At 60.5% G+C, this 13,574-nt stretch carries 11 protein-coding genes; 6 read left to right on the top strand and 5 right to left on the bottom strand.

The window, feature by feature from the left end:
* The first annotated feature begins 4 nt into the window (after positions 1 to 4).
* From JYG37_RS24930 to JYG37_RS24920, 3 genes are all read left to right on the top strand, one after another.
* On the top strand, positions 5 to 2,194 hold the full coding sequence (locus JYG37_RS24930) for a T6SS effector phospholipase Tle3 domain-containing protein (RefSeq protein WP_089489942.1): 2,190 nt from the start codon (positions 5 to 7) through the stop codon (positions 2,192 to 2,194).
* Between the two features lie 87 nt (positions 2,195 to 2,281).
* Entirely contained in the window at positions 2,282 to 3,820 is a 1,539-nt protein-coding gene (locus JYG37_RS24925; protein WP_244138034.1) for a type VI lipase adapter Tla3 domain-containing protein, read from the top strand.
* Between the two features lie 19 nt (positions 3,821 to 3,839).
* Positions 3,840 to 4,100 (top strand): PAAR domain-containing protein, encoded by a 261-nt coding sequence (locus tag JYG37_RS24920; protein ID WP_012339060.1) that lies wholly within the window; start codon positions 3,840 to 3,842, stop codon positions 4,098 to 4,100.
* Between the two features lie 68 nt (positions 4,101 to 4,168).
* On the opposite strand, the gene JYG37_RS24915 is transcribed toward JYG37_RS24920, so the two are convergent.
* The 3 genes from JYG37_RS24915 to JYG37_RS24905 are packed head-to-tail and all read right to left on the bottom strand — an operon-like array spanning position 4,169 to position 7,813.
* Positions 4,169 to 5,290, bottom strand: coding sequence for a Rieske 2Fe-2S domain-containing protein (locus JYG37_RS24915; protein ID WP_089489944.1), 1,122 nt, complete (start codon positions 5,288 to 5,290; stop codon positions 4,169 to 4,171).
* Positions 5,284 to 6,864: a GH3 family acyl-acid amido synthetase gene (locus JYG37_RS24910; protein ID WP_050017215.1), complete on the bottom strand. Its 1,581-nt coding sequence runs from the start codon at positions 6,862 to 6,864 to the stop codon at positions 5,284 to 5,286. Before JYG37_RS24910 ends, JYG37_RS24915 begins: the two co-directional genes overlap by 7 nt.
* Positions 6,865 to 6,877: 13 nt before the next feature.
* Positions 6,878 to 7,813, bottom strand: a complete 936-nt coding sequence (locus tag JYG37_RS24905; protein WP_050017214.1) for a fatty acid desaturase family protein — start codon at positions 7,811 to 7,813, stop codon at positions 6,878 to 6,880.
* A gap of 113 nt (positions 7,814 to 7,926) precedes the next feature.
* Here JYG37_RS24905 and JYG37_RS24900 point away from each other — a divergent pair, with 113 nt between their 5' ends.
* Positions 7,927 to 8,811, top strand: coding sequence for a metal-dependent hydrolase (locus JYG37_RS24900; protein ID WP_245170273.1), 885 nt, complete (start codon positions 7,927 to 7,929; stop codon positions 8,809 to 8,811).
* A complete protein-coding gene (locus tag JYG37_RS24895; RefSeq protein WP_213346134.1) occupies positions 8,808 to 9,728 on the top strand; it encodes a lipase family protein in 921 nt (306 codons plus the stop codon). Before JYG37_RS24900 ends, JYG37_RS24895 begins: the two co-directional genes overlap by 4 nt.
* On the opposite strand, the gene JYG37_RS24890 is transcribed toward JYG37_RS24895, so the two are convergent.
* Together JYG37_RS24890 and JYG37_RS24885 are read right to left on the bottom strand one after the other, a co-directional pair.
* Complete coding sequence (locus JYG37_RS24890; RefSeq protein ID WP_235356293.1) at positions 9,716 to 10,834, bottom strand: hypothetical protein; 1,119 nt, start codon at positions 10,832 to 10,834, stop codon at positions 9,716 to 9,718. The genes JYG37_RS24895 and JYG37_RS24890 overlap by 13 nt on opposite strands.
* Positions 10,827 to 11,516, bottom strand: a complete 690-nt coding sequence (locus JYG37_RS24885; protein ID WP_235356292.1) for a hypothetical protein — start codon at positions 11,514 to 11,516, stop codon at positions 10,827 to 10,829. The genes JYG37_RS24890 and JYG37_RS24885 overlap by 8 nt, the downstream gene beginning before the upstream one ends.
* Between JYG37_RS24885 and JYG37_RS24880 the strand changes: the two genes are divergently transcribed.
* A complete protein-coding gene (locus JYG37_RS24880) occupies positions 11,515 to 13,074 on the top strand; it encodes a fatty acid desaturase family protein (RefSeq protein ID WP_235356291.1) in 1,560 nt (519 codons plus the stop codon). The genes JYG37_RS24885 and JYG37_RS24880 overlap by 2 nt on opposite strands.
* Positions 13,075 to 13,574: the final 500 nt, after the last annotated feature.

The following is a 13,574-nucleotide window of genomic DNA, read 5'->3' as shown; positions in this document are numbered from 1 at the left end:
GATCATGTCCGATACCACAACCTCTTCGCCCCGGATCGTCGGCGAGCATCAGGCGATTCTCAATTGCAACCGGCCACAGAATGCGTTCGTCAATACCGACGTACAAAATCGTTTCCCGTGCACGACGATCCTGATCCATGGCGTGAACGACCTGGGAACGGATTTCGGCACGGTCGAAGGCGGACTGTGCGAGGGATTGAACGACCGCCTCGGTCGCACCGATTTCAAGGGCGCGGAGTACTCGCACGGCCGCATGGCGAACGACCCGAGCCAAGTGAGCGTTGCCGACATGATGAAGAACATGGACGACGTCATCTATCGTCGGCAGGAAAGCGAAGAGACGAGGAGTCCGTTGATTCCGTTTTATTGGGGATTGCGCGTCGGGAAGGAGGATTTGCCCCGGGACCCCAATAAGGAAACCGTCAACGGCCAGTACGTCGACCGGTTCGGCAATCGCCTCGATGAGCACCGTGCGCGCAACGGCGGATTCTTCGCCAATGCGACCAACAACATTCCCGACATGTTCGACTCGAATTTCAAAGGGGGAATGGCGACGAAAATTCTCGACAGGATGCAGGGTGACCCGACGCATCCGCTTCGCGAGGCGGAAAATCGGCATTACATGGTGCTGGCAGCACGGCGGCTCGCGGCATTGGTGCGGCAAATCCGCCTTATCGACGCGGACGGGACGGTCAATATCATTGCGCACAGTCAGGGCACGCTGATATCGCTGCTCGCCCAGGCCTATCTCGTCGAGGGACTGATTCCGAACCAATGTGGCCCCGCTGACCGCCCTGCCGACACGTTGGTTCTGATCGACTCGCCCTACAGCTTGAGCGAGGAGTTCATGGATCGGCTGCTGCAACGTGGGGATCAGCAGCAGACGACTTATGCGCGTGCAAAGACCCTGGCAAACCTGGTCGGGCATGTGGCGAGCGGCAAATATCCGACGCCACCATTCGATCAATTGAAGTACGAGCCGGGCCGGGACAATTTTGGCGTCGTCGGGCCGACGTGGGATCCCGCGCAGGCGAGGCGCCTGAGCGGGCCGCAAGGCAATGAATGCGTCGTGTTCGCCGAGCGCGACAATCGCGGCAAAGTGTATATGTACTTCAGCCCGGAGGATGCGACCGTCGGGCTGAGCGGCGTCAACGGCATGGGTTGCTCGGGCCTGCCCGACTCAATCGACGTGCGTGCGGCGCAGCAGGGAGGCAAGCCGGAGACTATCAATTTGCTGTCGGCGGCTTTCCGGCAGCGCGTCTTTACCCGGCGTCTGCGACAGGGCAAGCCGGTTCAGGTTGGTACTCCGCCCGGAAACTTTACGATACGGGAAAAGGGCGAAACATCCCATGGCTTGCCCGGTGGCTTTACGACGTGGATCAAATCGGCGCAGATAAGCGTGGGTACCCAGCGCAATATCAATGGCGAAGCATTGACGCCACCATTCGATCCCGAAATGGAAGGCAATGTGCTGCCGGGAACCGCAGCGACGCCGCTCTCGAAAAATAATGACGGCGAGTTTGCGCCCGGCAAGCAAGCCATTGACCAGCTTGAAGCGGAAATTGCATTGAGCACGAACAGTGGCGAAGGTGCGTTGCAGGCATTGCCTGCACAAACCATCGACTGGCCAACGAGTGAGGATGGGACGCTGCCGACCTCTACCGAGGTCGAGGCGTCGCTGAACGCTGGCAAGGGTCCCGACGATCAGTGCAAGGTAAGCCGGGTCGTATCGACGGTACCGCCGTCGCCCGGGCACATCGTCGTCTATCGGCAGGAGACGCTCAATGAAGCCAAGGTTCGGCTGATGAATCAGCATAAGGGAGAAAGCTCATATCACTCGGCGGTCATGAGTGGTCGCAGAAATCACCGCTGTGCGACTGCGTTCGATGTGTCGGTAGGCCAGGCGCGTGCGCTGGACGATCCGGACTGGGCGACGCTGCTGCGTGCTGTCGCCGACTGGCGTACACCAATGAGCAGGATCGACAAATTGACGAAAGCCCATACGAACCTGGACGAGCAGACGCTGCACATCATCAGGGCGAACTGCGAATATTACGACCAAGGGAATTTCCCTGGGGAAGACGTCATTCCCAAGGCCTTTCCTGCAGGCGTAGTCAGCGAAACCATCGAGATGAGAACCGATGAAATCAACAAGCAGGTTCGAGCTCGTTCACCCCACCATATGCACGGTTGACGCTACATGACGACAACATCGGTCCCGCGTCTATCAGGATCGCGAGTATTTATTTTTTTGTTCGCGAGCCTCACTTTGATTTGGCTCGTGGCATTCGAGTTGACTGCGAGATATGGATTTTCGTTTCTGGAAAATATGACGATGATAAGGCGATTGCTATTGTTGATCCTGCCGCCACTGTTACTGGCTGCTGGCGTGAGCCTTACCTATGGCGCATCGCTGCGCAAGGACTCGTCACGTCCAGAGGGAGCCAGTACCGCACAGTCTGCTCTGAGTGTGGCATCGGCCGGAGCGGGATCGCAGGATTCTCAATTCACATTGGAGATTCGGCGTATCGGCGTGACGGTTGACCGCTTCCGGCAACGGGCACTATTGATGCGCCTGGATGAAACTGGGACGAGCGGAACGCTGCTGCTGCAAGATCCCAAGCAATATCCCTGGTCAAGTGATACGCGCGATTCGGAATACGCCAAGCGCCAGAACAACGTGTTCGGCTATGCATTGCGCAACTGGGTGGATTACTGGCCTATTCCCGTTGTCGTGCTGGGACCGCCCCGTAACGTCGCCGATCCGCATGCCGATCGCATGGCGACCCACATCAATAGCGCTGATAACGGCGCGGGCATTGGTAACACGCTATACATCAGACTCGACGAGATTCACGGCGAACATGGCGACACGGCGGTAGCGCGCCTGTTCGATTTCTTCGACCAGCATCCGGATTTGCCAGCTGTCGTGGTGCTTGCCGAAGATGGTCTTGTGACGCGAGGCTACATGCGCACGCCACACGGTGATTATCTGGACAAGTCGAACGCGAACGGCAATTTCGTTCCGCAATATCCGGATAGTTTGGTTGCGATGCTGGTGACGCGCAAGGATCGCGTCGATCGGACGATTCGACCATATGTTGTCGATGCGCCGGAGGCGATCGACAAGACCAAGACACAATTTGATGTCATCAAGCTGTGGAACTACTTCTGGGCACAGCAGAAATCCTATCCCAGGCCAGCGCCCGGTGTTTATGAAATGTCTTGGGACTATTGGCACGCGAAGCTCCCCGAGTTCTGGAAGACCGCAGCGCTGAAGATGCCGGACGGCTTCAAGCCGAACCCGTGGGTGCCGATTCCGTGGACGACGTGGCAATTGAAGGAGTACGACAAATGGCCGGTTCTGGCCAATCTGCATCGGCCGGTGCGAGTCGATCTGAGCAACGGCCACGGGGCGCCGTTGAAGAAGGGCCAGCGAATCGAAAAGATCCGCGCCGGCTGGCAGCAGGCAGTGGGCACGCTTGCGCCCGGCGAGCAGCCGGGACGGATGTTCTACGATACCGGCACCTCGACCGCCAATCTCGCGTTGCTGGTGCAGTCGCTGCACGACAATCCGCAGCATATCGATATTGACGACCCGAAAGACGCATTCGACATGCAGCGTCGTATAGGCGGCGACACCGGAACGAGTTCGATCTGGGTTCAGAGCGCACTGGCGCTGATGATGGGTTATGGTGACGGGAAGACGAGCGCACTGATCAACCTGAGGGACCCGCTGCATGCCACGATCGTCATGCTGACGCCGCCGGACGCCGCGTCGCGGCAGGCGCATCCGCAGACCTTCAACTGGGATTACTGACGGACCGGATCGACACGTCATGGGTCAAAAGCGATACATCATCGAAGGCGATGTGCACAGTCACGGCGGACGCGTTGTGTCCGGGGCACCGAACTCGCGAATCAACGGGCGCGCAATCGCACGCTTGCACGATCCCGCGATCTGCGAGATTCACGGCCTGACCTTCATTGCGACGGTGTCGGGCCACGCCCGATTCGACGGGCAAGTCGCCGCATGCGACGGCGACTTGCTGGCATGCGGAGCACGCCTGATCGCGAGCCAGCACCAGACAGGAGGCTAACGGAAATACGGTGCGCGTGAGCGGTGCGCCTCGAGCCGGCGGGCATCGGCTGATCACGCTGGTCACGCTCAGATCACGAATTCCATCGGCTTCGTGCCGCATTGCGCATCCGGCAACGGCTCGCCACGCTGCGTCGCGGCCAGCAACCGTCCGATCGCAATATGGACCACATCGGCGCGCACGCTCGACGGCGTGAAGCCTGCGGCGTTGTCGAGTCCCTCGCGGTGCGCACGCATGATTCGCACGTCTTGCTGGATCACGGAATGCGTGTAGAGGTGCAGCAGTGGTTTCAGCGCGCGCAGCAGCGCGGCCGGCAACGCAAAGCGATAGGCGATGTAGGTATAGACACGCGATCGACGAGTGTCGAGCGGTGTGATCTGGCTGATGATCAGAAAACTCGAGCGGCTCCCCCAGTGATAGTCGCATCGCGTGACGTTCGGTGCATAAAAATGATCGGTATGCCGAAGCGGTTCCCTGGATGGATTGGTCAGCCAATCCAGCATGCCGATCTTGTCGCCGTCATCGTGATACGTGACCTCGACGCTTTGCTGCTTCAGTTCGACGGTCGCCCGTAGTCGCCGCCCAGTGGATGAACGAAAAATCCGGTCGTGCACGAACACCGTATGCGGGACGTCCATGAAGTTCTCGACCAGTGCACCGAGATCGCCATCGAACGTATTGATCATATAGTACGACTGCCACGGCCGTTCGCCGTGGTGTGGCATGTCGAACGGTCGCTTCAGCGCTGGATCGCCTCGCCCGCGGTAGACCCAGACGAGACCGTGCCGAGTCAACACCGGCAATCTGCGCTGACGATATGGGTAGGTCGTACCGGTCGATTCGGCGCTTGCGCTGTCGATGCTGGGAATTCGGGTGACGCTGCCGTGCTGGTCGTAATGCCAGCCGTGATACGGACAGACGAGGCAGCCGTCGACGACTTTCCCGGCCGACAACCGGGTGCCGCGATGCACACATTGATCGACGAGCGCGACGATCTCGCCGTCGGCCGCCCGGAATAGCACGATGCCGAGGCCCAGTACGCGAGTACCGAACGGTTTGTCCCGCTTGACCTCGGCTTCGGTGCTCGCGACATACCATTGCTCGACGAGTGCGCCGAAGGCTTCGCCATCGGCATCCGGCGCGGATTCGTCGCACGGCGAACACGTTGATGCGATCGATATGTTCAACATGAGCACGCGTCCTCGATAAATGCGCGGAGTGCGTTCGCCACGGCGGGCTTGGCCACCAGAGCGCGGGGTTTGACATCCCCAGCCCGGATGCATGCACGCTCGTGGGCTCGCTGGACGAGATCCGCCAGCTGGGCGGCACCCCCACGTATGCGAACCGCGCGCAACGGGCCAAGCTGGCCGACCGTGCGTGCGTGCCGGTAGTGAAAAGCGCGGGCGAGAGCCTGTTCCAGCGCAACGCCCAAGGTGGCGACGTCCGGCGTATCGCTTGCAAGCAACAGCAGGTAATGGGGTGGATCCGCGTCCGCGCACGGAATCACGCAACCTTCGTCGCCTGGTTGCAGTAACTTGGAAAGCGACGCGGCCAGATAGGCTTCGTCCAGCTTTTCACCGACCAGATCGCTTTGCGTGTCCGCCCGCCCGACGAAGGTCACGCATGGCGTTCGTCCCGCATATCCGGTCACACGGACCCGATCGCCGAGCCGATAGCGGTACAGGCCGCCTCCGGTCGTCACGACGACCTCGACCGTGTCGCCCGGCTTCAGTTCTTCCACGCCTATCGCGGTTCCATCATCGAGCAGGAACTCGAGGAAGTGGCTGCAGACGGCGAGGGGACAGCCGGCCGTATCGCCGAACGGCAGGCTGACCACTGCCTCGGTGGAAAACAAGCCTTTCGGAAACCATGCGGCCTGGGGTAACAAGGTGCGGGCATGTGCGGCGTAGTGTTTGCTTGGACCGTCCATCCAACAACTCACTGCCGCGAGTTGAGGCCACAGCCGGCCGCAGTGACCATCGTCGAGTGCGCGCCGCAGCGCGGCCGTACGATTCGGCGGCAGCGAATCGAACAGGAAGGTGAGTGTGTCGCGGCGTTGCGGTTCGGCGTTGTCGAACAGCGGACGAAGCAGACTGGTCAGGAAGGTTGGGCTCCATACGCTGATGAAGGCCAGATCATGAGCGGCGATCAACGCGCGCAACGTTTCGGTGCGCCACGTGCGAGCATCACCCGATAGCGATGGTACGACGAGCGTCGGCAGCAGATCGACGAGCGGGCTGTCGGCCAGATAATCGAGATCGCTGTCCGACCCGATCATGATGCCGTTGGGAGCGCGGCCGCGCGCTTGCAGCGGAGGCGACATCGACCAGTACGCGCGGCCGGCTGCGACGCCGGGCACGGCGTGATGCAGATCGGAGAGCCAGACGACCAGTGCGAACTGCAATTCTTCGAGAAAGGCCGGCGTATAGGGAATGAGCTTTTGCTGCTCGCTGCCGCCGCTTGTGCGCTCGAAGAAACGTGGCGGTTGCGCGGTCAGGATCGGAGTGGACTCCTGGAGTGCACGATCGATCCATCGGGACACGCCAGCGTAGGGGGCAACCGGCACGCGTTCGCGAAATTGTGCCGGATCCGCGATATCGGCAAACCCGTGGGCGATGCCGAACGCCGTGTTCCGATTGGCGGCGAGCAAGCGTGACAGATAGGTCGCCTGGGCGTCACCCGGCGCGTCGAGCGCCGTGAGCCACACGCGGCGAAAGGGTTCTGCAGCAGCGCCGAACGCGGCCCACGCATCCTGTGCACGCACGTGCGTCCTCTCGTTAGAAATAGGTTTTTTCGAGTTGTGTCGGATCGCTCGGCAAACGCCGGGGCGCTTCGAACACATGCAGCCAACCGTACCACAGCGGCCGCGTCTCCGCCGCGTCGGAGCACGCATGAAGCTCCTGCCAGCGCAGGCTCGGACGCCGGTGATGCGTCAGGTTGTAGTTGAAGTTGAGGAATGCCCAGCGGATCAGTATGGGGGCACGCATATTGTATGTGCCCTCCACAACGTCGAGCGGCGTGTGCATGTGATAAACCCATTGGAGCGACGACCACGAAAACGCGAATGCGAGGTAGGCAAGCGAGATGTCGAGCACGCGCCAGTCCAGCAATGTCCCCAGTGCAATCCATACGGCCGCGCCTGCGAGGGTTTCGTATCGAATTCGTCGGAATTCCGCGTGGCCGAAGTCTCTGAACGCGGCCGCATAGGTGTTGTCGTGTCCGTACTTGGCCCAACCATACGGAATGCGACTCGGAAGCACGGCCAGGACGAAGCTGCCCGCGAAACTCGCGAACCAGATGCCGCCGACGATCGCCGCGTAGTATGCGACTCGCTTGCGCCACAGCGAAGCATCCGGCTCGACGAAGTCCACCCGCTCCGCAGGCGTTCGATTTCGCACGTGGTGACCGAGATGATTCACGTGAATCAGCGTTGCCGCGGCGCCGAACATCGTCGATGCCCACCACATCATCAAGTAGTTGATTTTCCCGCGCCGATGCCCGAAACCGTGGAATGTTTCGTGCATCATCGAAAACACGCCTTGCATGATCAGGCAGAACGGTACGAGCGCCCCCCAGCGCCACGGGCTCGTACCGTGCGACAGCCACGTCAGGATGCCCGCCCATATAACGCTCTGTAGCGCGAGCACGCAGAGATTCAGCCGATCGAACCGTCGCGAACGATTATCTATGGCGCTTGCATTGGCATCGAACATACAATTCGGACATGGATGGTGGCAGCGACGCAGAGCATACCTTCGATCGCCATCGTCGAACAATACGCCCGCCTGCGCTGACCCTGCGCGTTACGCCACGATCGGCCACGACCATGTACGCCAAACGAACCGACGATTCAATGCATGAACGCCGCAACGACGCGGCAGACATCCGTCGGCGCAATCCGCGGTTTCGTTTTGCCGACGACATTCCGCGCTATTGGTATCGTGACAACCGCAGGGTGACGCGCTTTTTCGACGCGTTCTCGATCATGTTTCCGCTTGGCGAGAAGTTCTTTGTCGATAGCGTGAGGCAGTACTGCGACGCGCTGCCGGCCGACGGCACGCTCGCCGCGCAAGTGGATGCATTCCTGTACCAGGAAGCCACTCATATCCGCGAGCACCGCGCGTACAACCGACGCCTGGCTCGCCAAGGCATGCCGGTCGACGCACTCGAGGCGCTGATGAGGAGACGGCAGGAACAATGCCGGCGTGTCGCGTCGCCGCTGCTTCAATTGACCTTCACCGCATGTCTTGAGCACTACACCGCCATTCTGGCCGATCTGCTGTTGCGCGACCCCGCCATTTTCGACGGTGCCGACCCATCGATGGCCGCGATCTGGCGGTGGCATGCGATAGAGGAAACCGAACACAAGTCTGTCGCGTTCGACGTATTTCGCGCTTGCGGCGGCGGCGCGATCAAGCGCTATGTCATTCGGGCGGCGGCGATGCTCGGTGTCACGGCATGCTTCATCGTCGATCTGGGGTATTTCATCGTCCGTCTCGCGCGTGCCGACCGCGACGCCGGCAATTGGCGAAGCTGGGCACAGCTTGGCTGGTGGCTGTTCGGCGCGCGGGGCATCGTTACCCGCGTGCTACCCGCGTGGCTGGCATGGTTCTCGCCGCGTTTTCACCCTGACCGAATCGGGAATCCAGCCACGCTGGCTGCTGCCCGCGCGGCGCTCGCTGCCGATGGCGTGACAACGGAGCCGGCATGAGTGCACGGTATCCGGCATGGTCGCCGTCCGGCTTCGACGAGTGGCGGCAACACTACCCATTGACGCCGTTCGAACCGGCGCCCACAGCACTCGACTGGACCGAGCGCTTCATCGAATGTTGGCACGCGCATGACGCCCATGCATCCTCGAACATCGTCATCGTGCTGATTGCGGGACTCTATTCCGAGTGGATACCCGCCTGCTTCCGGCATGCTGCGCAGGCGTTGCGTGCCGCGCGGTACTCAGTCCTGCGTGTGCCGGTCCGCTCGTCGCGCGCGGTTGCCGAGCAGGGCGCGCATATCGTTCGCAATCTGTATGCGCGCTTACCCGCTGATCGCCGCTTTATCGTCCTTGCCCACAGCAAAGGGGGACTCGATGCATTGGCGGCGCTGCATGCGGATTCAGGGCTTCGTGCTCGCTGCGACGGTATCGCACTCGTTCAGCCGCCCGTCGGTCCGAGTGCGATCATCGATGGCTTGCTCGAGCAACGGGGGGCGCGCATCGATCCCGCATGGTTGGGTCGAGCCGCCGGGAGATTGCTGCGCACACGCTGGTTGTATGCAGGCTCGCGCGATATCGGCAGCGGGCGCGACGCCGACATCGCGAATCTGTTGTCTGCGGTGCCCGGTGGCCTGCACTGTGTGCATGTCGTAAGCTGGTCGATAGAACGCACGTCCCGGTTCGATGCACATCACTCACGCCTCGACCGCTACCGTCCCGGCTGTGCGCATGACGGACAGTTCTACCTCGACCACCAGACGTTTCGCGGCATACCGCGAGTTTGCATGCCACATCTCGACCATGGCCAGCCTGTGCTCGGCGGCGCCGGCTTCGATGCGGGGCGTTTCTGGCTTGCACTCGTTGCGCTCCTGAACGACGCGCGGGCGGCAGCGGTCGCAAGCGGTCAGACGAGATAGATCTCGAACCCGGGGATTGCTTCGGTGGCGCCCGAATCGAGTGCGCTCGTGCCGGGCGCGGATAGCGTGTATAGATCCATCGGTAATGCGGTGTATCGATAACCCTGCAAGGCGGGCCATAGCGGATCGTGATCGTACAGGCAAAGCTGCAGCAAGGCATAGCGGCTCCGCTCTTGTTGCCAGACCGCATCGAGCAACGCCTGTGCAATGTCCGGGTCGCGTCCGCTCACATGCAGATGAGTCAGGTAGATATCCCGGAGCGGCTGGCCGGGAGCTGTGATGGGAGGGCGGCCGAGCAAGGGTGCGATGGCGTTGAAGCTGTGACGCAGCGCACCGAGCGAGCGCGGCAGACGTTCCAGCACGATGCGTTTGATACGCCCTGCATCCCACGGAGCAACGCAGCCCACGATACGCCGCTGCGCGTTACGTGCGACCAGAAAGCGCTCGATTCCGAAGTCGGGCCAGGTGTTCAGGCGGCGCGCGAATTCGTCCGCCGTAAAGACGCAACCGAAGGGTTGGGAACGAGACTCTTGGTCCAGGAATGCGCGGAGTGCGTCGGCATCGGCAGCCGACGCGTTCGTGATCTTGACCAAGCCGGCGCTCCGCGCAGCAATACGCCGCGCATAGATCGATACGTTACTGTAGCCGCGCCAATGTCGAAATCCGAGCCGGGGCCGCTTGCCTGTCCTGAATAGCGATTGCGTCGCGATCCGGTTGTCGCGAATGATGCAGCAGTACGTATGCTGTACGCCTTCGTGTCGGGCGAGATCGGCGAGGCGGTCGACGACATAGTCGACCCAAGTGTGCGCTAGTTCGCGATCGGGTGCGATGCGCAAGTCGCCGAGGTAAGCGATGCGCTGTTTCTCGCCGGCGAGGTAGCCGTCGCGAACGACCATGCTGGCTATTCCCTTGACGCGCCCTGCGCTGTCCTCCGCGAGCCACGTTCGACAGTCGTTCGAATGACACCGATGCAGTGCGAAGTAATCCGGTGAACGATCGAAGCGAAGTGGCATCCCGCTGAGCATCGCGTAACGTGTTTGAAACGCGAGGAGCCGTTCGTTGTCGACCGCTGTGGCTAGCCGGATCCGCGTCATTGGCTCATTCACCGGTGAAGATTCGTCTTGCCATCGGGCGTAGGTTTTCCGGCGTCAGTTCGCACAGGCATACGAGCTCGTTGCCGCACGCGTATTCTGGATTGCGCTTCAGAAAATAGGCGACATCCGGCAGCCGTCGATGCGCGTCCGGCACTTCGGCGAGGGCTGGGGCGAGGCGGCCTTGCGGTACCGGAAACTTGAGCACGCCGGACGCGGCGTCGTATGCGTACCCGAAGCGCTCAATTGCCAGATGATCCAGTAGCGCCTGATTTACGGGTTCAGTCGGTCGGTCGAATCGCGGGGTGAAATCATGTGCGAACGCTCGCAAGTAGCGGTACGTACGATGCCCCTTGCAGATTAGAAACCAGTATAGTGCGACGTCAGGCACGTTGCGTTTGAGTTCACCGGCGAGTCGAATCCAGCAAAACGCGAGTTGCTGACTGCCCCAACAGGCCGGATCCACAATCGTGTCACCGGAAAACAGGATGCGCAGTGTAGTGTCTTGCCACTGCTGTTCATATAGTTTCAACGTGGAGAAGCCGCGTAGCTTGCCGGTGTCGTCACGCATGATGACGCAATGTGTCTTGTCGTCGAGATCGTGTTCGAAGCGTGCCTGTTCCGTATCCCGGTAACAGGTCGAGTAGAGCGCGTACATATGTGCAACATCGACGTCGCGCAGCTGCGCACGTGTCATGGAACTGGCTCGAAGCGGCATAGCGTCGTTATTCATGCGAGCTGAAACGATTTATCATGATACGCGATTGAGCCGCTCCTTTTTTCACATGCGTGCCATACCTCCTGTTTCCGTCTCCTATATACCGTCGGCGTTCGACGCGTGGCGCTGGCTCGCGATCTATGTCGTCGTGTCGGGTGCACTGTACTTCTGGGTCACACACGCGCCGATGGCACCCGTGACGCTGTTGCGTCCGGGACCGTACGATGCGGTCATTCCGCGTGTGTCTGCCAGCGTACCGCTTTATTTGAGCTACGCGCTCGTGATGCCGTCGATTGTCTGGTTCGGCCGCAGCCGAAATTGGCTGCTGCCCGCATTTTTCGCCGGGGCACTTGCCGCAGGCCTGTGTATCGTCTGTCATCTGTTATGGCCGACTGCCGTGAGCCGGTCGCCGGCAGCGGCAGGATGGATCGCGTGGCTGTATCGGATCGACACGCCGCTCGCGGCGAGTCCCTGCGGGCATGTTGCGCTGCCTGTGGCTGTAACCGTGGTGCTGGCTGCGCTACGCGTCCGGGCAGCGCGCTATTACGCTGCGTGGAGCACGATGCTGGCGATCACCGTCTTAACGACCGGACAGCATTTGCTCGCGGACATGCTCGTGGGACTCGCACTCGGCATCGGCGTCGGCTGTGCGACGACCGTACTCATTCGTCTCGACGTCGACCTGCGTACGGCCGCCGCATTACTGCTTGAATGGCTATGTATCGTAGTTGCGCTTCGAGTTGCGTTATCGGTGGGGCATTGGGGGGGCTACCTTGTCGCCGCCGTTGTTGTCGCGACTCGGCAACACGCATTATTCATTCTGTATCACGACGCGACCCACTATCACTTAACCCGCCGCCGTTCCGCGAACGACTTTCTGATCAACTTGGCAATTGGCGTACCGGGGCTCGTGCCCATCGAATTTTATCGCCCGCTGCATCTTGCCCACCATCGACATGTCGGGACGGCGGAAGATCCTGAGCGGAATTATCTGTACCACGCGCAGCCATGGAAATTCGAGCCACTCGACACACTCCCCCTCGTCCGGCAACTGCTCGGTGATTTGCTCCTGGTCAACATGGTGAAAAACATGCGCGCATATCGGCGTGCGAACGGGCGTGGTGCATCCATGTCACTGCCGCTGCTTACGGCGATAGCGACGTGGGGTATCCTGCTTTTGTCGCTCGTGCATGCATGCACAGTACGCGAACTGTTGACGCTTGCGGCGCTTTGGTTCGTCCCTCTCGTGACAATCGGGGCGTTAGTGCAGAAGATCCGTAGTATTGCAGAGCACAGTGGTGGGCCTGGTGCCACGGCTGGCTGGAATGACTGGACTTATTCGTGGCGCGTCGGGTTACTTGGCCGCTTCTTTATCTGGCCGTACAACATTAACTATCACCAACAACATCATCGCGAACCCGGCGTGGCGTGGCATCGCCTGCCCGAATTGCGTGCGTCTGACGAGCCGGTTCTGTCTTCGCGGCAATTGCTTGCGTTGCTATGGTCGGGTGCCTCGCGCAGTGGTAACCCAAGATAGAAAAATCCCTTCGACGGCGCGATGAAGTTTCCCGTCGGTCCTGGTGCGAAAGATCGGCACGACCCGTCGTGCTCCGTCTGACGCGTGCCGCGCAGCCATTGGCCTCTGCGCATGGTCGTGCCGGCCCGTCTGCGTTTGCGATTAATCGCTGGCTATTCCGCCGGCACGTGATTCCTGAATAAGTTAAACAGCATCGTTTTTAAGAACGACGATGAAAATTATTTAAATAATAGAAATTGTTCGATTTTATTTTCGCTCGATCAAACAAAATGTCCGCAGCACCAAAACCCATTGGATCCACCCCGTCGTTCAATGTCGTGATGTTTGTGTGATTTATGACTGGCGCAGATTCTAGCGGAGGCAAGAGGCGTGACCCTTTATTCGCACCCCGAAAATTCATCGAAAATGTAAAGCATTGCAATATAAAACCATGATCCGAGAATTCCGATTGCGACGCGTGATTTTATTTGGCAGGATTTTCATCGAGGGGCACGATTTTA

The organism is Burkholderia sp. LAS2 (assembly GCF_018417615.1).
Classification (GTDB): Bacteria; Pseudomonadota; Gammaproteobacteria; order Burkholderiales; family Burkholderiaceae; genus Burkholderia; species Burkholderia sola.
Note: the sequence above shows the minus strand (reverse complement) of the source record. Positions and strands in the feature narration are given on the sequence as shown.